The organism is Ruegeria sp. BHSB064 (assembly GCF_059613205.1).
The window spans coordinates 25,408-46,256 of sequence record NZ_JBXWSB010000029.1; the positions used below are offsets into that span (position 1 = coordinate 25,408).

The 20,849-nt window shown below is 57.3% G+C and carries 21 protein-coding genes and 2 tRNA genes; 6 read left to right on the top strand and 17 right to left on the bottom strand.

Going from position 1 to position 20,849, the window contains the following annotated elements:
* Positions 1-144: 144 nt before the first annotated feature.
* A complete protein-coding gene (locus AC2FNU_RS09415; RefSeq protein WP_496787576.1) occupies positions 145-615 on the top strand; it encodes a CoA-binding protein in 471 nt (156 codons plus the stop codon).
* Here the strand turns inward: AC2FNU_RS09415 and AC2FNU_RS09420 are convergent.
* The 4 genes from AC2FNU_RS09420 to AC2FNU_RS09435 all read right to left on the bottom strand — a co-directional run bounded on the left by AC2FNU_RS09420 (position 612) and on the right by AC2FNU_RS09435 (position 4,653).
* On the bottom strand, positions 612-1,184 hold the full coding sequence (locus tag AC2FNU_RS09420) for a hypothetical protein (RefSeq protein ID WP_496787578.1): 573 nt from the start codon (positions 1,182-1,184) through the stop codon (positions 612-614). The genes AC2FNU_RS09415 and AC2FNU_RS09420 overlap by 4 nt on opposite strands.
* 69 nt (positions 1,185-1,253) lie before the next feature.
* Positions 1,254-1,571, bottom strand: a complete 318-nt coding sequence (locus AC2FNU_RS09425) for a phosphoribosyl-ATP diphosphatase (RefSeq protein ID WP_496787579.1) — start codon at positions 1,569-1,571, stop codon at positions 1,254-1,256.
* A complete protein-coding gene (gene hisF, locus AC2FNU_RS09430) occupies positions 1,568-2,329 on the bottom strand; it encodes an imidazole glycerol phosphate synthase subunit HisF (protein WP_496787581.1) in 762 nt (253 codons plus the stop codon). Before hisF ends, AC2FNU_RS09425 begins: the two co-directional genes overlap by 4 nt.
* Positions 2,330-2,430: 101 nt before the next feature.
* Positions 2,431-4,653 carry a fused MFS/spermidine synthase gene (locus AC2FNU_RS09435; protein WP_496787583.1) on the bottom strand — a complete coding sequence of 741 codons (2,223 nt, stop codon included), beginning with the start codon at positions 4,651-4,653 and terminating at the stop codon, positions 2,431-2,433.
* Positions 4,654-4,878: 225 nt separating this feature from the next.
* Between AC2FNU_RS09435 and AC2FNU_RS09440 the strand changes: the two genes are divergently transcribed.
* Entirely contained in the window at positions 4,879-5,325 is a 447-nt protein-coding gene (locus tag AC2FNU_RS09440) for a DUF302 domain-containing protein (protein WP_496787585.1), read from the top strand.
* A gap of 1 nt (position 5,326) precedes the next feature.
* On the opposite strand, the gene hisA is transcribed toward AC2FNU_RS09440, so the two are convergent.
* The gene (gene hisA / locus AC2FNU_RS09445; protein ID WP_496787586.1) at positions 5,327-6,046 is read right to left on the bottom strand and encodes a 1-(5-phosphoribosyl)-5-[(5-phosphoribosylamino)methylideneamino]imidazole-4-carboxamide isomerase; all 720 of its coding nucleotides are present in this window, start codon (positions 6,044-6,046) and stop codon (positions 5,327-5,329) included.
* Positions 6,047-6,180: 134 nt separating this feature from the next.
* Between hisA and AC2FNU_RS09450 the strand changes: the two genes are divergently transcribed.
* A complete protein-coding gene (locus AC2FNU_RS09450; protein WP_496787588.1) occupies positions 6,181-6,582 on the top strand; it encodes a DUF2147 domain-containing protein in 402 nt (133 codons plus the stop codon).
* 3 nt (positions 6,583-6,585) lie between these two features.
* On the opposite strand, the gene hisH is transcribed toward AC2FNU_RS09450, so the two are convergent.
* A complete protein-coding gene (gene hisH / locus AC2FNU_RS09455) occupies positions 6,586-7,224 on the bottom strand; it encodes an imidazole glycerol phosphate synthase subunit HisH (protein ID WP_496787590.1) in 639 nt (212 codons plus the stop codon).
* On the bottom strand, positions 7,225-7,812 hold the full coding sequence (gene hisB / locus AC2FNU_RS09460; RefSeq protein WP_496787592.1) for an imidazoleglycerol-phosphate dehydratase HisB: 588 nt from the start codon (positions 7,810-7,812) through the stop codon (positions 7,225-7,227).
* A gap of 154 nt (positions 7,813-7,966) precedes the next feature.
* On the opposite strand from hisB, the gene AC2FNU_RS09465 reads away from it, so the two are divergent.
* The gene (locus AC2FNU_RS09465; RefSeq protein WP_170384414.1) at positions 7,967-8,206 is read left to right on the top strand and encodes an Lrp/AsnC family transcriptional regulator; all 240 of its coding nucleotides are present in this window, start codon (positions 7,967-7,969) and stop codon (positions 8,204-8,206) included.
* Here the strand turns inward: AC2FNU_RS09465 and AC2FNU_RS09470 are convergent.
* From AC2FNU_RS09470 to AC2FNU_RS09480, 3 genes are all read right to left on the bottom strand, one after another.
* Positions 8,203-9,084: a GNAT family N-acetyltransferase gene (locus AC2FNU_RS09470; RefSeq protein WP_496787595.1), complete on the bottom strand. Its 882-nt coding sequence runs from the start codon at positions 9,082-9,084 to the stop codon at positions 8,203-8,205. The two genes, AC2FNU_RS09465 and AC2FNU_RS09470, sit on opposite strands and share 4 nt — an antisense overlap.
* A 66-nt stretch (positions 9,085-9,150) precedes the next feature.
* Positions 9,151-9,225 (bottom strand) — tRNA-Gly (locus AC2FNU_RS09475).
* Positions 9,226-9,258: 33 nt separating this feature from the next.
* Positions 9,259-9,333: transfer RNA gene (locus AC2FNU_RS09480), tRNA-Gly, on the bottom strand.
* Between the two features lie 148 nt (positions 9,334-9,481).
* On the opposite strand from AC2FNU_RS09480, the gene AC2FNU_RS09485 reads away from it, so the two are divergent.
* Positions 9,482-9,634 (top strand): hypothetical protein, encoded by a 153-nt coding sequence (locus AC2FNU_RS09485; protein WP_496787597.1) that lies wholly within the window; start codon positions 9,482-9,484, stop codon positions 9,632-9,634.
* A 12-nt stretch (positions 9,635-9,646) separates the two neighbouring features.
* Here AC2FNU_RS09485 and AC2FNU_RS09490 read toward each other — a convergent pair whose 3' ends face one another.
* The 4 genes from AC2FNU_RS09490 to AC2FNU_RS09505 all read right to left on the bottom strand — a co-directional run bounded on the left by AC2FNU_RS09490 (position 9,647) and on the right by AC2FNU_RS09505 (position 16,643).
* Positions 9,647-10,030 carry an MAPEG family protein gene (locus AC2FNU_RS09490; RefSeq protein ID WP_496787599.1) on the bottom strand — a complete coding sequence of 128 codons (384 nt, stop codon included), beginning with the start codon at positions 10,028-10,030 and terminating at the stop codon, positions 9,647-9,649.
* A gap of 78 nt (positions 10,031-10,108) precedes the next feature.
* Positions 10,109-13,546, bottom strand: coding sequence for a pyruvate carboxylase (locus AC2FNU_RS09495; protein ID WP_496787600.1), 3,438 nt, complete (start codon positions 13,544-13,546; stop codon positions 10,109-10,111).
* Positions 13,547-13,706: 160 nt separating this feature from the next.
* On the bottom strand, positions 13,707-14,828 hold the full coding sequence (locus AC2FNU_RS09500; protein ID WP_496787602.1) for an alpha-hydroxy acid oxidase: 1,122 nt from the start codon (positions 14,826-14,828) through the stop codon (positions 13,707-13,709).
* A gap of 39 nt (positions 14,829-14,867) precedes the next feature.
* Positions 14,868-16,643 (bottom strand): sensor domain-containing diguanylate cyclase, encoded by a 1,776-nt coding sequence (locus tag AC2FNU_RS09505; protein WP_496787613.1) that lies wholly within the window; start codon positions 16,641-16,643, stop codon positions 14,868-14,870.
* A 179-nt stretch (positions 16,644-16,822) separates the two neighbouring features.
* Here AC2FNU_RS09505 and AC2FNU_RS09510 point away from each other — a divergent pair, with 179 nt between their 5' ends.
* Positions 16,823-19,216 (top strand): ATP-dependent helicase, encoded by a 2,394-nt coding sequence (locus AC2FNU_RS09510; protein WP_496787604.1) that lies wholly within the window; start codon positions 16,823-16,825, stop codon positions 19,214-19,216.
* Between the two features lie 4 nt (positions 19,217-19,220).
* Here AC2FNU_RS09510 and AC2FNU_RS09515 read toward each other — a convergent pair whose 3' ends face one another.
* From AC2FNU_RS09515 to AC2FNU_RS09525, 3 genes are all read right to left on the bottom strand, one after another.
* The gene (locus AC2FNU_RS09515; protein WP_496787605.1) at positions 19,221-19,511 is read right to left on the bottom strand and encodes a DUF1330 domain-containing protein; all 291 of its coding nucleotides are present in this window, start codon (positions 19,509-19,511) and stop codon (positions 19,221-19,223) included.
* 372 nt (positions 19,512-19,883) lie between these two features.
* Positions 19,884-20,108 (bottom strand): DUF1127 domain-containing protein, encoded by a 225-nt coding sequence (locus AC2FNU_RS09520; RefSeq protein WP_496787607.1) that lies wholly within the window; start codon positions 20,106-20,108, stop codon positions 19,884-19,886.
* Between the two features lie 382 nt (positions 20,109-20,490).
* Positions 20,491-20,849: hypothetical protein (locus AC2FNU_RS09525; protein WP_496787609.1), on the bottom strand; the 359-nt coding region annotated here is incomplete at its 5' end.

Sequence of the window (20,849 nt, forward strand, 5' to 3'; positions counted from 1 at the left end):
TTTTTTGTCCAACTCATGCCTAAATGTCACAGTGACCGCGGAACGGAACTGCCGCGGGTCATTTCACTGTCCCTCGTTCCAACAACTGGCGCCCAAGCTTTCTTGGGCGCTTTTTTCTTTTGGGAACCCTGTTAAGGATAGGGCATGCCAGACTATTCCGATCAGCACCTCAAGACCATTCTGCAACGGACCAAAACGGTTGCCGTTGTCGGCGTGTCAATGAACCCTGTGCGGCCCAGCTTTTATGTGGCGCGCTATCTGTCGCTGAAAGGGTTCGATGTGATCCCCGTCAATCCGGGACATGCAGGCAAGGAACTGTTTGGTCAGACGGTGCGTGGCAGCCTTTCAGATATTGCCGAGCATGTGGACATGGTGGACATTTTCCGGCGGTCCGAGGCTGTGCCGCCTATTGTTGACGAAGCATTGGCAGCCTTTCCTTCTCTCAGCACAATCTGGATGCAAATCGGTGTCGAACACCCCGAAGCAGCGGCTAAGGCCGAAGCTCGTGGTGTGGAGGTGGTGATGAACCGTTGCCCCAAGATCGAGTATCAACGCCTGTTTGGCGAATTGCGCATGGGCGGGTTTTCGACCGGGATAATCTCGTCCAAGCTTTAGGGCGTCGTCGGCTGGTACGGTTTCAGCCGGGCCACCTGTTCCAGTCGCCGCTTCTCCAGCACAACGTCGCGTGGCACCCACTCGTAACGGGTGTCCTCGACCAGCGGGGACCAGAACAACACCCCACCATAGCGCCACGGGTCCAGCACAACACCGTCATACAGCGATTCCCCCTTGCGGCTGATGATTGCCGTGCTGTGGTCGATCCTAAACGGGTTGTCGGCATTGGCGATGGCGCGGTGCATCTCTAGCGTTTGAAAGTTTTCCTGATTCAGGCGACGCTCAATGTCTTCGGCCCAGTGCCAGCATAAGCCGCGCGGGCGCAGGCCCTTGTTGACTTTGGTATTGTGGATCAATGGCGGGTCGGTGATCTGGTATTCATCGACAAGTTGCGCGGTGTAGGCATAAGCGACTTGCGCCGCGCGTTGGGCTTCGTCAGGATCTATATCAGGTCCCAAGCTTTGGATTTGAGTTGCCAAGCGTTGAACCTCATCCCCGGTCGAGGGCGGTGGAGCAGAGCAGGCCGCAGTAATGGCCAGCGTTGCCACAAGCATCAAAACTCGGATCATGTCGCGCCCTCGGCCTGCCAATCTGACGCCCGAGTATAGCTTCCCAAACAGCGGCTTGGAACCCGTACGCTACCCTTTGGGGCGGGATGCCTTTTCGGCTATGCCGCTGATGCCCTGACGACGTGCCAGTTCGGTCAGGACATCATCCAGCGCCACGTCCCGCGCCGCCAGCATGACCAGAAGGTGATACAGAACATCAGCCGCCTCAGAGGTCAGCTTGGTTTTGTCGTCCTTGACGGCCTCGATGATCGCCTCAACGGCTTCTTCGCCAAACTTCTCGGCGCATTTCTCGGGGCCTTTGGCCAGCAGCTTGGCCGTCCAGCTCGAGTCCGGGTCTGCCTGTTTGCGGGCTTCAATCGTGGCGGCCAGATCGTGCAGAATGCTCATGTCAGCCTCATGGGAATGCCCGCAGCGGCCATGTGTTCCTTGGCCTCGCGGATGGTGTATTCGCCGAAATGGAAGATCGAAGCAGCCAGTACGGCGCTTGCACCGCCTTTGGTGACACCTTCGACCAGATGGTCCAGAGTGCCGACACCTCCGCTGGCGATCACCGGCACATTCACCGCGTCGGAAATGGCGCGGGTCAGGGGCAGGTTGAAGCCTGCCTTAGTGCCGTCGCGATCCATCGAGGTCAAAAGGATTTCCCCGGCGCCTTTGGCAACAACTGTTTTGGCAAATTCGACTGCATCAATACCGGTGGGCTTGCGTCCACCGTGGGTGAAAATCTCCCACTTGCCGGGGCTGACGGTCTTGGCGTCGATGGCGCAAACGATGCATTGGCTTCCGAATTGATCTGCCGACTCGGCGATCACATCAGGGTTGGCGACGGCTGCCGAGTTGAAACTGACCTTATCCGCCCCCGCCAGCAACAGAGCACGCACATCATCCTTGGTGCGCACGCCGCCGCCCACTGTCAATGGCACAAAGCACTGTTCAGCCGTGCGCTGCACCACATCGAACATTGTGCCGCGGTTTTCGTGCGTTGCGTGGATGTCCAGAAAGCAGATTTCGTCCGCTCCGGCAGCATCATACGCTTTGGCAGATTCCACGGGGTCGCCTGCATCGCGCAGACCTACGAAGTTCACGCCTTTGACCACGCGGCCGTCAGCAACATCAAGACAGGGGATGATCCGGGTTTTCAGCATCTGGGCGTCCTTTGTTGCCGGACCTTTACCGGCAAAGCGCCGGTGATGCCACAGACGTTTTGACGCCTATGGCCCGGATTATCGTGGCAGGAAGGACCGCTTTAGCTGTCTCCTTCCTTCAGCAGCTTGAGCGCCGAAAGCAGGTTGGCCTTGTCGTCGGTCCAGGGTTGTGCGCCGTCGGTCTCGACAATTCGCCAGTTCCCACCCTGCACGAAACCGTCAATCCGGGTTGCGTCGGGGCTCAGGATTACAACACTGCTGGTGGCGGCCCCGGTTTCAACCTGCTCTTCGCCCACGGCCAGCCGCTGATGCGCTGCTGTCAGGTTCAGGCTGTCGGCGATTCGCGCCAACGGCGGTACCAGATCGTAAAAGCGGTTGGTGATGTGGAACACCAGAACTCCGTCTTCACTCAGGCGACGCGTATACATCTCGACCGCCTCCTGCGTGATCAAGTGCAGAGGGATCGCGTCTGAACTGTAGGCATCCAGAACAAGGATATCGAAGGCAAACGGCTTTTGTTCCAGCACGATCCGGGCGTCGCCCAGATGCGTTTCTGAATCGGGTGTGCATTCAGACAGGTAGGTGAACAGGGACGGATCGCGCGCAATTTGATCGACGGTTGCGTCAATCTCGAAGAAATCCCAATTTTGGCCGGGTTGGCGGTAACAGGCCAGCGCACCTGTGCCCAGCCCCACAATGCCGATGCTGTCAGATTGTTTGCCAAACTCAGAAGTGATCACCTGCGCCATCGGGCCTTCGGGATGATAGTAAGACAGCGGCGTTGGCCGTGTGCCGTATTCGGATTCGCGCTGCCACCCGTGCACTGTTGTGCCGTTTTTATAAACGCGGTAGCCAGCGCTGGAATAGACCGAATGCACACCAAAAAAGCTGCGATCTTCGAACACCGGATCGTTTTTGACTGCGAAGGCTGGCAGCAAAACGATGGCAAGTACGACCGGGATGCGCAGGGCTTGAGTCCGGAACAGATACAGGACTGCAAAGATCAGTACGAACAGCGCGCCTGCGCGAGGGAGGTCCTCGCTCAGGGCGGCAACGTTGCGAGTTGCACCTGCGATGACGAGGATGAATACGCTGGCCGCGACGCCAATGATGACATGGCGCAACGCAAAAACCGGTGCTCGGACAAGGAACAATCCCCCTGCCAGAATCATAGTGATCGGCGCCTCAAGCTCTCGGGTGAAGGCAAGTGGTGCAACAATCGAGTTGAACAACCCGCCGATCGCACCGCCCACGGACAGGGCGATGTAGAACACCGTCAATTGCTCGGCTGACGGGCGCATGTCGTAGAGCAAGCGGTGTGCGAAGAGTGCAACGATGAACAGAACAGGGACGTAGAGCAGGATGACCACAGGTGCGTCATGTTCGCTGACCACCTTGGACACCAGCACGACGCCAACAGCCAGCGCAGCGAGCATTGGCAGGTTCAATGCATCCAAGGTCAAGTGTTTCCATTTGGCGAAGGCAATGACGAAGGACAGGATGTAAACCGCCAACGGAACAACCCAGATCAGTGGGAGTGCGCCAAGATCCGTGCTGACCCGTGTCGTGAAGGACAACATCAAAGACGAGGGGATGAAAGCAACAAACACCCAGACTGCGATCTGTTTCAGAGGCGGAAAACTGGTTTTGAGCGTGGCGTGCATTGAAGTTTCGGCCTGCCGAGACCCTTGCAATGCGAACAACCCGCTACCAAGCAATAGCGCCCCGAAAAGGACGAATCCGATCAACCATGCAAAGCTGATTTCAACTGCCCCGAAGAACGGATCAGCGACCAGAGGGAAGGCCAGTAGCGCCAGTAAGGATCCGACGTTGCTGGCGCTGTACAGGAAATAGGGATCATCGGCCGACGGACCGCCCGATTTGGCGTACCAGGCCTGCAGCAAAGGCGCGTTTGCAGACAGAACCGCAAACGGCACACCGACGCCCATGGCAAACAAGCCGAGCGTTTGCAGCGCGGTCGAAGTCGAGGCGTCGTAGCTCCAGCTATCGCTGGTGGACAGCGGCAGGAAGGTCAGCGCTGCGACCCAAAAGGCGAAATGTGTAATGATCTGCCAGCGCAGCGGCAGGTATTTTGTCAAAAGGTGCGCATAGACGTAGCCGAGAATCAGAACGATCTGAAAAAACAGCATCGCCGTCGTCCAGACTGCCGGTGCGCCCCCGATCTTGGGTAGGACCAATTTGGCAAACAGGGGCTGCACAAAGAACAACAAGCTCGCGCTTGTAAAGATCGCCGCACAGAAGATCGCAACCGTCGCGGTTTTGAATCTGGATGTGTTCGGGACATCAATGCTGAAAAAACTCACGCGCGCCACCTGAATTGGATCGTTTGAGGCGTAAATTAGGCGCGAATTCCGGCTGAATTGGGGCTTGAGTGGGTGAAATGTTGGACTTTCGCCCGGATTGTTTTCGAATTTGATGGTAAATCTGGCGTTCATAATCCGGCAAAGCTTTGCCGATGCCAGACTTGTGATTGTGAGAATTCTGAAACTTGAGACAATTGGGGTGAATTTCACAAAAGGAAATCCGATATGCGAACACTGATACTTGCTTCAATTCTCTCGTTCGGAGGCGCGCTGTCCGCCATGGCTGATGACATCATCAAAGTTCAAACGGATAAATCCGTCGCCGAGGCGTTGGATGCGCTGGAAGCGGCGGTCGGCAATGCCGGTGCCACCGTGTTCGCCCGCATTGACCACGCAGCTGGTGCGGAAAAGGTCGGTACGCCCATTCCCGCCAATCAGGTGCTGATTTTTGGCAATCCTGCACTGGGCACACCCGCGATGCAGATAGACCCACGTGCCGGTTTGTTCCTGCCGCTTAAGGTGCAAGCGTATGAAGATGCCAACGGTCAGGTTTGGCTGGCCTATGAAGACCCCAAAGAGACGATGGATGAACTGGATGAGGTTGAAAAGTCACCCGTCATCGAAAAGATGCGCGGCGCTTTGGCCAAATTAACCGCTGCCGCCGCGCAGTAACTCAACTCAGGGCGCGAATGGCCTCGGCCAGGTCAATCGCGCCATCATAGAGCGCCCGACCCGAGATCGCGCCGTTCAGCTCGACACCGCAATCGCGCAAAGCAATCAGGTCTTCCAGAGAGCTGACGCCGCCCGAGGCGATGACCGGGATAGACACGGCTTCGGCCAGCGCTGCGGTGGCCTCGATGTTCGGACCCTGCATCGCGCCGTCGCGGTTGATATCGGTATAAATGATTGCAGCGACGCCTGCGTCTTCGAAGCTGCGGGCCAGATCGGTGACTTGCACATCTGTCTCCTCGGCCCAACCTTTGGTTGCCACCATCCCGTTGCGTGCGTCAATGCCCACGGCGACCTTGCCGGGGAAGGCTTTGGCCGCTTCGCGCACAAGATCCGGGTTTTCGACCGCTACCGTCCCCAGAATCACGCGGGCCAGACCTTTGTCGATCCAGGTTTCGATGGTGGCCATGTCCCGGATACCACCACCCAACTGAGCAGGCACGTCGCAAGCTTTGAGAATCGCCTCGACCGGGGCTGCGTTGACGGGTTCGCCTGCAAACGCACCATTCAGATCCACCAGATGCAACCACTCACATCCGGCCTCGACAAAGGCACGAGCCTGTGCGGCTGGGTCTTCGTTGAACACAGTGGCCTTGTCCATTTCACCGCGCAGCAGGCGCACGGCGTGGCCGTCTTTGAGATCGATGGCTGGGTAGAGGATCATGTCGAGCGGCCCTATATCTGTGTTACACGCGCGGGATATCGCACAGGCAGGGCAGGGGATGCAACGCGACGCTGGGTCATTCTTGCCCGTTGAACATTGGCGGGTCAGACTGCCCTCAAAACAGGGAGAAAATGATGAAGAAATTTATTTTCGCAGCGGGTTTGTCGCTTCTTGCGACCGGCGCTTTGGCAGCAGATCCCGTCGACGGATTGTGGAAGACTGCGCCGGGTGACACAGGCGGCTATTTGCACGTTACGATTTCTGAATGCGGCAGCGCCATCTGCGGCACTATCGACAGTGCCTTTGATGCGGACGGTAATCAGCAATTGGAATACGAGAACCTGGGCAAACAGATCATCTGGGACATGGTCCCCGAAGGTGGTGGCGCCTATGACAATGGCAAGATCTGGGCCCCGGATCGTGACAAGACCTACAACTCGAAAATGTCGCTGGACGGCCAGAACAAGCTGACCGTCAAGGGATGCGTGGCTGGTGGTTTGATCTGTCGGGGCCAGACCTGGACGCGGGTTCAGTAACCCTCAGGGGGTCCAGGTCAGGAAGTTACCCAGCATACGCAGACCAACGTCCTGACTTTTCTCGGGGTGGAACTGCATCCCAACCATCGTGTCGCGGCCAATCACGGCCGTGACCTCTTGCCCATAGTCCACGTAAGCCAGCCGCTGTGCCGGATCGTTCACACGAAAATGGTAGGAGTGGACGAAATAGGTGTGATCACCGGATTTCACCCCATCGAATACCGGGTGTTCGCTTTCCACGACCAGATCGTTCCAGCCCATATGGGGAACTTTCAGGGTTGGATCCGAAGGCTCGATTCGAACAACATCGCCCGCAACCCAGCCCAAACCCTCGGTTTCGCTGTATTCGTGGCCCTTAGTCGCCATCAGTTGCATGCCAACGCAAATTCCCAGAAACGGGCGACCTTTCTGTTCAACCGCTTCGACCATCGCGTCATAGATGCCCTTATGTCCACGCAGTTCAGCTGCACAGGCGGGAAAGGCTCCATCTCCGGGCAAAACCAAACGGTCTGCCCGGGCGACAACATCGGCGTCCGAGGTCACAACAACCTCACCGGCGCCGACCTCTTGCGCCATGCGCTGAAAGGCTTTTTCTGCCGAGTGAAGATTGCCGCTTTCGTAGTCGATAATGGCAGTCAGCATTTACAGCGCGCCTTTGGTCGACGGAATTGCATCCGCCTTGCGGGGATCTGTTTCGACCGCATCGCGCAGCGCACGCGCGACAGCTTTGAAAGCCGCTTCGGCAATGTGGTGGCTGTTGAAGCCGTGCAACTGGTCGACGTGCAGGGTGATGCCACCATGGGTGCTGAGGGCCTGAAAGAACTCGCGCACAAGCTCTGTGTCGAACGTGCCGAACTTCTGCGTCGGCAGGTCTACATTCCAGATCAGGAACGGACGTCCCGACAGATCCAGCGCGCAGCGTACCTGCGCGTCGTCCATGGGCAGATGGCATTCACCATAACGGCGGATGCCTTTCTTGTCGCCCAAAGCTTGTGTCAGTGCCTGACCCAGCGCGATGCCGGTATCTTCGACTGTGTGGTGGTCGTCGATGTGATAATCGCCCTTGGCGCTGATTGTCATGTCGATCAGCGAATGGCGCGCCAGCTGATCCAGCATATGGTCAAAAAAGCCAACACCGGTCTGGTTGTCATAGGTGCCGGTGCCATCCAGATTGACCTGCACTGTGATCTCGGTTTCGGCGGTCTTGCGGCTGATCGAAGCGCTGCGCATGGGCGAATTCCTTTTGCTACAGGCGCGCTTATAGACGGGGTTGGGTTGCCTTATCCAGACCGTAGGTTGCATTCAGGCCAAACTGTTGCAGGGGATTGCGCCCGGCTTTGCCCCGTGTCAGCTTGCTAGCAACACGAACCGATGGGGTCACACCATGTCCACCTGCGTTTTCATCCAGATCCGCTGCAAACCCGGCACCACCTACAAGGTGGCCGAAGAAATCGCCCTGCGCGAAATTCATTCCGAGCTGTATTCCACCAGCGGCGAATATGACCTGCTTCTGAAGCTCTACATCCCGGAATCCGAGGATGTCGGCCATTTCATCAACGAACACCTGCTGGTGATTCCCAATATAGAACGATCGCTGACCACCATGACGTTCAAGGCGTTTTAGCCCAACTCAAACGTCGTCACGCCAAAAACACGGTCAAGGTCGATATCCGGCTGGTGACTGGAATACATGCGGGCCGTTTCGAACACTTTGCCCAACCCAAGTTCATCGGCCAAAGCAAAGGCTTGAGTGTTCGGCTGTGGCATGTCCACAAAAACCTCATGCTCGTTGTGGTCTTCGGGAATCGTGGTCAGCAGAGCTGCTAACAAAGCCTTTGCAATGTCGGCATTATCCGCAAACAGCGGGCCAACCTTGTACCCGGTGAGGCAAGGGCGCAGCGTCGCGTAGCCTCGGATTCTGCCATTGTCGGAATAGACCTTCGATACGTGACTGTATGCGCTGAGCCAGCTTTCAAGGAACAGATCACGTGCAGCGGGAAACATGTCGCGGTCATAGGCTTTTAGTTCATTTGATGCGCTGCTCAGATCCGTGACGTGATCATTCGACGATGTACCCAGCTTCGCCAGCATCCGCGTTTTTGTTCCGGCAAATCGGTAGTTGTTATACGCGAAGGTAAAGCCTGACTTGCGATAATTGTCCTGTTGCTCGACAACCCCATCCAGACCCATGTTACGACCGCTGCAATGAGCAAGCGCGTGCTGCGCAATCTCGAGCCCGTGACCATGATGCCGGAACTCGGGTTTAACGATGTAAAAGCCCAGAAACGCGAAATCGGCGTTGTAATTCACTGCCGAGACCGAGGAAATCATCTCTCCATCCAGAAAACCGCCCAAAAACCCGTCCGGGTCTGTTGGCCGAAAGCACTCGGCGTCATGCACGCCGGGGTTCCATCCCTCGCGACCGGCCCAATCCACGGCGTGCTGGACTTCGGCGGCGGTGAGGGAGCGAATGGTGTAATCAGACATAAGGTAATCCTGCATTGCGTAATGCGATCAGAATGACGCACCGCGGTGCAAAGAACCAGCATGTTGAGAGAGTTTTGTATCTGGAGCGGGCGAGGCGATTCGAACGCCCGACCCTAACCTTGGCAAGGTTATGCTCTACCCCTGAGCTACGCCCGCATCAGATACATATGTGGTCCAAAGACCTCTCAATGGAGCGGGCGAGGCGATTCGAACGCCCGACCCTAACCTTGGCAAGGTTATGCTCTACCCCTGAGCTACGCCCGCGCCGTTGAGTGAGGAGGGATGTATAAATTCCCACGCGGCGCTGCAAGCGGAAAAACACAAAAAAGCGGAAAAATCTTTCGACGGAAATTCGATCCTGAAGCGTTCTATTTTCAGAGCATCACAAAACAAGAGGGGCTAAGTGAAGGAAATGGCGAATACAGCAGACCTTAAAATGGCATTGTTGGCGGCTTTGATCGTGTTGACAACGGTGATCTGCACGCAGGACGAAAACAGGGTGGCAGAGATTGAGCCGATTCTGCTTCAAGCTCCGGCGGTCGATACGCGAGTTTTGGCCAGTTGATCCCGTAAATGATCAGAGTGCTAAACCCAGATTCGCAATGGCAGCGATCAATATCGAAGTGAACGTCAGCCCCATTCCGACCTGTCGCAGGATGATGATTTGCGGGGTTCTGCCAAACCCGTAAGCGTGCAACAGACGTCCGGCCAGCAACATCAGACCCAGCAGATGCACAAGCAAGCCACCCGCGCCCTGCAACTCAACCATCGCGACCAGCAAAAGGCCGATGGGCGCGTATTCGGCGCAATTGGAATGCGTCCGTATCGCCTTGATCATCATCTTGCTGCCGCCATCCCCGACCGAGATTTTGTCGCTGCGACGCTGCAGAATCACTTTGACGCTGAGCGCCACGTAAAGGATTGCGATCAGGGCCGCATAGATCGGAGTGATCGAAAGCACAGTGCGTCTCCTTCCCGACATAGAAAAAGGCCGCCCGGTTCCCCGCGCGGCCCTCGTAAGCTTAGAATGCTAAACCGGTTATTCCAGTTCGACCAGCAGGTCCTTAGCGTCAATCTGGCCGCCGGGCTGGACGTGAACGGCCTTGACCGTTGCGTCGCGTTCAGCGTGGATGCCGGTTTCCATCTTCATCGCTTCGATGGTCAACAGCATGTCGCCTTCTTTGACCTGTTGGCCGGCAGTCACGGCGACTGTGGCCACAACACCCGGCATCGGGGCTCCGACATGGTTGGGGTTGCCGACTTCGGCTTTGGGCCGGGCTTGTGTGCTTGAAGCAACCATCCGGTTCGGCACCCGGATCACGCGCGGTTGGCCGTTCAGTTCAAAGAACACACGGACTTCGCCGTTTTCATCGGTTTCACCAATCGCCTGACAGCGGATTTCCAGCGTTTTGCCGGGGTCGATCTCGGCCGTGATTTCTTCGCCCGGCTCCATGCCATAGAAGAAGATGCGTGTTGGCAGAGTACGGACCGGGCCATAGATCCGGTGGCGGCCCATGTAGTCCAGGAACACCTTGGGATACATCAGGTATCCGTTCAGATCCTCGTCATCGACGTCTTTGCCTTCCAACTGCTTGGACAGTTCGGCACGCGTGGCTTCTAGATCGACCGCAGGCACGTCCTTGCCGGGGCGCTGGGTGTTGGGGGCCTCGTCCTTCAGAACCTTTTTGATGATGGTCTCCGGGAACCCGCCCGGAGGCTGACCCAGATTGCCGCGCATCATGTCCACGACCGAGTCGGGGAAGGCCACGTCAGTCGAGGGGCTTTCCACATCTTCGCGGGTCAGGCCCTGGCTGACCATCATCAGCGCCATGTCGCCGACTACCTTGGAAGACGGCGTCACTTTCACGATGTCTCCGAACATCTGGTTCACGTCGGCATACATCTGGGCGACCTCGTGCCAACGCTCTTCCAGACCCAGGCTACGCGCTTGCGCCTTGAGGTTGGTGAACTGACCGCCGGGCATCTCGTGCAGATAGACCTCGGAGGCCGGGGCCTGCAGGCTGGATTCGAAAGCCGCATACTGACCGCGAACCGCTTCAAAATAATCGCTGATCTCGCGGATTGCCTTGATGTCCAAGCCGGTGTCACGGTCGGTGTGGCGCAGGGCCTCAACAACAGTGCCAAGGGTTGCCTGCGAGGTGTTGCCCGAGAAGCTATCCATTGCGCAGTCCACGGCATCCACACCCGCCTCGGACGCGGCCAGAATGGTCGCACTGGCGATACCCGCCGTGTCGTGCGTGTGGAAGTGGATCGGCAGACCGACCTCTTCTTTCAGCGCGCGGATCAGGATTTTGGCCGAGGCCGGTTTCAACAGACCCGCCATGTCCTTGAGGCCCAGAATATGTGCGCCTGCATCGCGCAGCTCTTTCGCCATTCCGACATAGTACTTCAGGTCGTACTTGGAGCGATCCGGGTCCAGAATATCACCGGTGTAACAAACGGTGCCCTCACAGATTTTTCCGTTTTCGACCACAGCGTCCATCGCCACGCGCATGTTCTCGACCCAGTTCAGAGAGTCGAAGACGCGGAAGACGTCGATATTCTTGGATGCCTGGCGCACGAATTCCTGCACCACGTTGTCGGGGTAGTTGGTGTAGCCGACCCCGTTTGCGCCACGCAGCAGCATCTGGGTCATCAGGTTTGGCATCGCCTCGCGCAGGTCGCGCAAACGCTGCCACGGGCATTCCTGCAGGAAGCGATAGGCGACGTCAAACGTTGCACCGCCCCAGCATTCGACCGAGAACAGCTGCGGTAGGTTGGCCGCATAGGTCGGCGCCACTTTGATCATGTCGATCGAGCGCATCCGGGTTGCCAGCAGAGACTGGTGCCCGTCGCGCATGGTGGTGTCTGTAATCAGCAGTTGACGTTGCGCCTTCATCCAGTCGGCCACGGCCTGCGGGCCCTTCTGTTCCAGCAGGTTGCGGGTGCCCATTTGCGGCTCGGCCTTCTGCGCGGGGGGCTTGGCCTCTTTCAGGTCGGCGCGCGGCTCGGGGCGATCCTTGGTCTCGGGGTGCCCGTTCACCGTAATGTCCGCGATATAGGTCAGAACCTTGGTGCCCCGGTCGCGGCGGCGCTTGAACGCAAACAGGTCCGGCGTCGTGTCGATGAACTTGGTGGTGTATTCATTCGACAGGAAAGTCGGGTGTTTCAGCAGATTGATCACGAAGTCGATATTGGTGCTGACGCCGCGAATACGGAATTCGCGCAGGGCGCGGTCCATCCGGTGAATCGCCTTGTCCGGCGTTGGGGCCCAGGCCGTCACTTTGGTCAGCAGTGAATCGTAGTACCGGGTGATCACGCCGCCTGCATATGCTGTACCGCCATCCAGACGGATGCCCATGCCCGTGGCCGAGCGATAGGCAGTGATCCGGCCATAGTCGGGGATAAAGTTGTTCTGAGGGTCTTCGGTCGTAATCCGGGTCTGCAACGCGTGGCCGTTCAGATGTACATCCGCCTGGCTTGCAGCGCCGGTGGCTTCGGCCAGAGTCTTGCCTTCGGAAATCAGGATCTGCGCCTGTACGATGTCGATACCGGTGACTTCCTCGGTGACGGTGTGTTCCACCTGCACGCGCGGGTTCACTTCGATGAAGTAGAACTTGCCGGTTTCCATATCCATCAGGAACTCGACCGTGCCCGCGCATTCGTAGTTCACGTGGGCGCAGATCTTGCGGCCCAGTTCGCAGATTTCCGCACGCTGTTCTTCCGACAGATACGGCGCGGGGGCACGTTCAACCACTTTCTGGTTCCGACGCTGCACCGAGCAGTCGCGTTCGTACAGGTGATAGATCTCACCATGCTTGTCGCCCAAAATCTGAACCTCAACGTGACGGGCACGGGTGATCATCTTTTCCAGATAACCCTCGCCATTGCCAAAAGCGGCTTCTGCCTCGCGACGGCCTTCCAGCACCTTTTCTTCCAACTCGTCTTCCGACTGGATCGGGCGCATGCCCCGACCGCCGCCGCCCCAGCTGGCCTTGAGCATCAGCGGATAACCGATCTCGGCGGCTTCCTTGCGGATGGCGTCCATGTCATCGCCCAGAACCTCGGTCGCTGGAATGACAGGAACATCCGCCGCAATAGCGACACGCCGTGCGCTGGCCTTGTCGCCAAGCGCCCGCATGGTTTCAGCTTTGGGGCCGATGAAGGTGATGCCGTTTTTCACACAGGCATCCACGAAATCCGGGTTTTCGGACAGCAAGCCATAGCCGGGATGGATGGCATCGGCGCCGCATTGCTTGGCCACGCGGATGATCTCGTCGATCGACAGATAGGCCGCGACCGGACCCATGCCCTCGCCGATCTGATAAGCCTCATCCGCCTTGAACCGGTGCAGGCCCAGCTTATCTTCTGCCGCATAAACGGCGACGGTGCGTTTGCCCATCTCGTTTGCTGCGCGCATAACGCGGATGGCAATCTCGCCGCGGTTGGCGATCAGGATCTTGTTGAAGTCTGTCATAGTAGGTCCCGGTCTTTTGTGTTTGGGCGTCTTATTGGGCAAACAATACGCGCAGGTATATCCGTTCTTCTGGGTAGAACCGGCATGTTACCGCTCGCAAACGCCCTTTGGCCGCTGCGCCCTTATAGTCATGCCGCGCTGCAGCATCAAATGTTTAGCGTTATCTCTCGATTTGAGACAAATTTGCCAAACCCATCTGCCCCATATTTGCGTGCAGATCCTGCCGCAGAATGTCGATGACATGGGCTGGGCCCCGTGCGCCAAGTGCCGCTAACCCGTACAAAAAAGCACGCCCCAGCATGACAAAGTCTGCTCCTGAGGACAGCGCGCGCAGAACGTCCAGCCCGCCTTCGATGCCACTGTCAAAGATCAGGGGAAGACGGGTGGCGGCTCTGATGGCTGGAAGAACCTCTATGCTGCCGGGGGCTGCATCAAACTGACGACCCCCGTGATTCGAGACCCAAAGTGCGTCCACCCCAACCTGTTCCAGACTGTGTGTGTCTTCGGGCCGAAGGATGCCTTTTATCACCAAAGGCCCATCCCAGTGGTCGCGCAGCCAAGAGACATATTCCAAATCCGGAGAGGTCCTGAGCAAGTATCCGACATGCGCCGTTGGCGGCAGATCGCCCGGATTTTCGATGTACTTATCCAGGGTGCGCATGTGCGGCGCGCCACTGCGCAGCATTCCAATCGCCCAGGCTGGCCGCCTCGCGATCTGTGCAAGCAAGCGCGGCGTCAGTTTTGGCGGCTGTCTTAAGCCTGAGCGTGTTTGCCTTTCCCTGCGCGATGCAACGGGAACATCTACCGTCAGGACAAGCGTTCGAAAACCGGCGGCGCGTACACGGTCCAGCATATCCTTACGAATGTCCGGATCCCGTGGCGGATAAAGTTGAAACCACGCATCTGGTCCGAGATACGGGGCCAGATCCTCGGGGCTCTGACTTGCGACGGTCGACAGGGTATAGGGAATCCCCGCCTGTGCGGCAGCCTGCGCCAACAAACGCTCTGCATTAGGCCAGACCAGTCCGGACATCCCGATAGGTGCAATGCCGCAGGGCAAAGAACAGGTGCGGTTCAGAATCGTCTTTGACGTATCAAACTCCAATTCTCCGTGCAGGATCGATGGCGTCAGCCGGACGTCATCCAGCGCCGTTCGGTTGCGCAAAAGGGCCGTTTCCGTGCCAGTCCCGCTTTCGACATATTCCCACACGAAATGCGGTAAGCGGCGACGCGCGCGGCGTTTCAGGTCTGGAATGCCCGGAAAGGTGCTGTGCAGGTCCATGCGGATTGATCCGACCCGCCACGCGATTCGGCAAGGGGTTTACGCTACATCCGAATCCCTTTGGTTACTTTCAACAGAAGGTTGCGTGACCTGATTCCGGGTACTGTTTGCCACCTGAACCTGATTGCGTCCTTTGTCCTTGGCGGCGTAAAGCGCATCGTCCGCTGCACGCATAAGGTCCTGAGGCATGGTTCCATGTTTCGGGTAATGCGCTACGCCGACCGAGATCGTGATACGCGGCAACGCCTTCTCACCATAGCGGACCGCGACCGCCTCGACCGCCTGCCTCAACTGTTCGGCGCGGGTCATGGCGTCTTCGGGGGTGTTGTCTGGAAGGATCAGCATGAATTCTTCACCACCAATGCGGCAGGCCATCTCGTCGCGGTCACAACCCTGTTCCAACGCGGCCCCAACCGCGCGCAGGACCATGTCACCAGCGTCATGCCCATGTGTGTCGTTGAATTTCTTGAAGTGATCCACGTCCACGGCAATCAAGCTCAGCGCTGCACCAGTCTGCTGACTGCGGCTAATGGATTTCCGAAGCGTTTCGGTCATGTGACGGCGGTTGAACAGACCGGTCAGAGGGTCACGCACCGATTGGTCATGTAACTGATCGCGCATGCGGACATTGGCAATCGCCATGCTGATCTGTTCGGCGCAAAGCTGTGCCAGTTTGCGGCTTTTGTGGAAGCAAGCCTCGCGCTCTTCAAGCGCACGCAGATGCATCAGACCTACGGTTTCCCCATGGGCCAGAATGGGAAAGCAGAAATAGGGCCGTCCATCATGCGGCTCTGCGTGTTCGCAGACAAAGTCAATCTCGGATGCGCCAAATTCATAGGTTCGCCCCCTTCGCAGACCCCAGCATCCTTCGGGATGAATATGCGCTTTGTGTGCGCCGCCATTCCAACTGGCGCAGCCATCCAGCACATCGCGCGAGTTGGAATAGACATAAACACTTCCCTCTGCCTCGGGCAGAATGTGGGTCATGAAGCGCGACACCATATCGAACAACTCGTCCAGAGACCGGCTTGATTGCAGCCATTCGTTCAACTCACCCAATAAACGCACCTCGCGTGCGAGGCGGAGTTGATCATCCATCAATGCGCGTTCTTTCTGCGCGCGCAGTTCCAATACGCCCAATTGCTTGCGGTTGGTGCGATGAACCACAAGGCTCACGGTGATGAGGGCAAGCAAAACCACTGTGCTGACGACGATCAGAGAAAGCCGCACGCGGCTGATAAACAGGTTTCTTACATCTGTGATGTCAGAATAAAACTCGATTGCCCCAAGAAACCGGCCGTTCTGGACCACAGGCGCATAGATTTCAGCAACGTGACGGGTATTGGTGTCAGAACCCTTTAGCTGGTCGGCATCCAGCGAGTCGACCTCGGCAATCGGTTTTTCGGCGTGTTTGTAGAACAAGTTACCCATCGCGACGACGTCAGCGAAGTAAGGTTTTGTGTTCACACTTCCAACATCAGACTCGCGCGTAGACCAGAACACGTGACCGGAGGCGTCGAATAGCTTGAATCTGTAGATATCAGAGGTTTCAGGCAGCAAAGCCAGAAAGGCTAGGTCATGCTGACTTAGAATGTGCCGTTCAAAACTTACCTGCAGATCATACAGCTGGCTTTCGACTTGGCGCCCCATCTGAACGGCACGATGGCGCAAATCGGATTCCAGCATACGATCGACGACCGGACCAGGGATGGCATAGATTCCCCAACCTGCCAACGCTGTAAGCGCAAGCAGCATCGTCGTTATTATGAATGTCTTTAGCCTTGTGCTGATGCCTGCCGTCCCAGCCCGGTCCATGTCCACATTCTCCCACATCGGTAGGGACAGGATGTGCGGAGGAGTTTGACAGAGCGTAAACTCAGCCCGGAACATGCCAAAGCGAATGTTTAAGATTTATGCGAACAGAGGCAAAAAGCCTGTGAACAAGCCGTGAACAAACTCTTTCCCTTCGGTCTTTTCCGGCGTAGTTTGGGCCCATGAGCAGTTTTGACGAAATGGACGCCTTCGAGGGCGCATCGTTGTCGGCGCGGGCAATGGCCGTGCGCCCGTCACCCTATCTGGATGAGCTGAACCCGGCGCAACGGGACGCGGTCGAACATCTGGATGGCCCGGTTCTGATGTTGGCCGGGGCAGGGACGGGCAAAACCAAGGCTCTGACGGCCCGGATCGCGCATTTACTCAACACTGGGCGGGCCCGTCCGAATGAGATTCTCTCGGTGACATTCACCAACAAGGCCGCGCGTGAGATGAAAGAGCGTGTCGGTCGCCTGCTGGGCCAGCCTGCTGAAGGGATGCCGTGGCTGGGCACGTTCCACTCGATCTGCGTCAAGTTGCTGCGCCGCCATGCGGAATTGGTCGATCTGAAATCGAACTTCACGATTCTGGACAGCGATGACCAAAAGCGACTGCTGAAACAGCTAACTCAGGCGGCGAACATCGATGACAAGCGTTGGCCTGCACGATTGCTGGCTAGTATCATCGACGATTGGAAAAACCGCGCATTGACACCGGATAAGGTGCCCGCCGCAGACGCGGGGGCCTACAACAACAAGGGTATTGAGCTTTATGCTCAGTATCAGACCCGTTTGCGAGAGTTGAATGCGGTAGATTTCGGCGACCTGCTGCTGCATATGGTCACGATCGTCCAAACCCATCCGGACGTGCTGGAGCAATACCAGCGCTGGTTCCGCTACATTCTGGTGGATGAGTATCAGGACACCAACATTGCCCAATATTTGTGGCTGCGATTGCTGGCCGGAGGGCACAAGAACATCTGTTGTGTGGGGGACGACGATCAGTCGATTTATGGCTGGCGCGGGGCCGAAGTGGGCAACATTCTGCGGTTCGAAAAGGATTTCCCGGGCGCTTATGTGGTGCGGTTGGAGCAGAACTATCGCTCGACCCCGCATATTCTGGCGGCAGCATCGAACGTCATTCGAGGGAACGAAAACCGGCTGGGCAAGGAATTGTGGACCGATGCCGAGGAAGGTCACAAGGTCAACCTGATCGGCCATTGGGATGGCGAGGAAGAAGCCCGCTGGATCGGCGAGGAAATCGATGCCATGCAAGGCGGTACACGCGGTATTCGCCCGGTGAACCTGGATGAAATCGCCATCCTCGTCCGCGCCTCGCACCAGATGCGCGCGTTTGAGGATCGGTTCCTGACAATCGGTCTGCCCTACAAGGTGATCGGCGGCCCGCGGTTCTATGAACGGATGGAGATTCGCGATGCCATGGCCTATTTCCGGCTAGTGATCAGCCCCGAAGACGATCTGGCCTTTGAGCGTATTGTGAACACACCAAAACGCGGCCTTGGCGACAAGGCGCAGCAGACCATTCAGATGACCGCACGTGAAAATGGGGTGTCTTTGGTCGAAGGCGCTCGGATCGCCGTCGATAACGGGCTGATCAAGGGGAAGGGTGGCAAAGCCCTGCGCGAGTTGATTTATGGGCTGGCTCGGTGGAATGCCATGACGCGCGGCCCGCGGATCGAGGTGGACGACGACTCGGTGATTGATGACGGATCACCCATGCGGTTCGGTGCGCCCGAGCATACGCATATCGAACTTGCTCAGATCATCCTCGACGAATCCGGCTATACGGCCCATTGGCAGAACGACAAGACACCCGAAGCGCCGGGGCGTCTGGAAAACCTGAAGGAACTGGTCAACCAACTGGACAATTTCGAGAATCTGCAAGGGTTTCTGGAACATGTCAGCCTTGTGATGGACAATGAACAGGATTCGGACGGGGCCAAGGTTTCGATCATGACCCTGCATGCCGCCAAGGGGCTTGAGTTTCCGGTTGTCTTCCTGCCGGGGTGGGAGGACGGGTTGTTCCCCTCGCAGCGTTCCATGGACGAATCCGGCCTTAAAGGTCTCGAGGAAGAACGGCGTCTGGCCTATGTCGGCATCACCCGCGCGGAAGAGGTCTGCACGATTTCCTTTGCCGCCAACCGGCGGGTGTTTGGCCAGTGGCAGAACTCCATGCCTTCGCGTTTCATCGACGAATTGCCGGAAGAGAATGTCGAGGTGCTGACGCCTCCGGGTCTGTATGGCGGAGGGCACCAGACAGCGGGAATCGAAACCCGTGCGGCCGAAGCCAATGTCTATAACTCACCGGGCTGGAAGCGGATGCAGGCACGGCAGGGGCTATATGGCATGTCACAACCCCGCGAAAGTCGTGACACGGTGATCGACGCAACCGCCTTGGCCAGTTTCACGCTGGGCGAGCGTGTGTTTCACCAGAAATTCGGCTATGGCGCGGTCATCGGTATCGAGGGCGACAAGGTCGAGGTCGATTTCGATAAGGCGGGCACCAAGAAAGTGGTGTCACGATTCCTGACCAACAAGGATGACGTCCCTTTCTAAGGCATCATAATCCTTCGACAAGAACCAGATTGGTCGAGGCGGTGGCTTGCCGGATCCTCGCCAACTGAATGTAATCAGGGTCGTCTTTCCAGGCTTTCGCCGCGGCAAGGTCTGGAAACTCCATCAGCACAATTCCACCGTCCGGCCAATCGCCTTCGATCCGTTCGACGGGTTTGGAGGAGACGGTGAGCAAACGGCCGCCGTGACGATCAAAGATCGGCATGAACCCCGCCAGATAGTCTTGATACCCGTCCGGGTCGTGTATGTCGATTTGCGCGATGAAATAGGCAGCCATGGCGTTCTCCGGATCAGAAATCAGGATGCCATCCTACACCGGAGCCTGAAAAACAAAAAACGGCGGTTCCCAGGGAGGAGGAAGGGGAACCGCCGTCTTGTCAACATCAGAGCAGGGAGGAGGAGAGCCCTGATGTATGCGAACCCGGGTTTGAGCCCGGTATGGGTAAGACGCGGCGACGTCAGGGAGGAGGACGACGTCGCCGCGCGCTTTCAACATCAAGGCAGGGAGGAGGAGAGCCTCGATGTATCAGGTTCCGGCATCCTGAGGCCGGTATAAGGTGCGGCAACGTCAGGGAGGAGGAGAGACGTTGCCGCTGATTACAGACCCTAAGGGAGGAGGAAGGGCCTGATCTCGGTATCTGTGGCGCGCTCAGCGCGCGGTGTGGTCTTCTGCCGCCTGCAGTGCAACCCGGCGGATCATCGAACGGTGCAGGCCCAAATCGGCCAGTTCGCGGTTCGACAGGGCGGACAGTTCGTTTACCGTCTGGCGGTACATGCGATAGCGCGCAAAGCGGGTCTTGGCGTTTTCGACCAGGGTGTTCAGTCCGAACGCCGGTGCGCTCTTGGGTGCGGTTTGTGTGCTTGCGACTGCCATTTTCATCATCCGTCTATCTTGCGTTACCGATATCAATCGGTCCGTGCTTGAGACTGAAGATAGGCAAATGCTGCGATTGCACAATGGGTCACGTCATCAATGCTGCTATGCAGCAAATGCATAGATTGGTTCGCTTTTTTCCCAACGACGATATGCGCCTTTAAAATATAGGTTTTACCTAAGGGCACCCTGAGCGCCCCAAAAAACACATCGATGTGAACTGCCTTGGAATTGGGCGCATTCGACGAGAATTTGTGCGACCTGAAACGCAGATGGTGGACCTTGGATGTGCGGAATTTTCTGCGAAATGACCGTTTGGGAGGCTTGTAGGCGTCTTGCCGATTCTGACCATTCGGGTTGAAGGCAGCGCGAAGTACGGCATTCAAAGTGCTCGAGTGACTACGTATGGGAATTCGTGGGCGATGCTGGTGTCGGCGGGGAAAGGCCGGTAACTTTGCCCTCTTTTTCTGGTCGATTCTGGTATTCGGCTGCTTCCTGCGGGCCGAAAAATCCAGTCTGAACGAGAAAATACAATTTTTTTCGGGAAAACGCGGGAACTTTTTCCCGACAACTTCTTTCTATATGTAGGTAAGGTTGGATTGCGCTGCGCTATCAGTGGTGTATTGATGTCAAAAATTCGACAATTTAGTATATACATCACGTGCCCCAAGCGCCACGATCGAAAAAATTCCTGTTGATTTCCATGAATTCCCATGGCATCCCTTATGTATCCGATGAGGA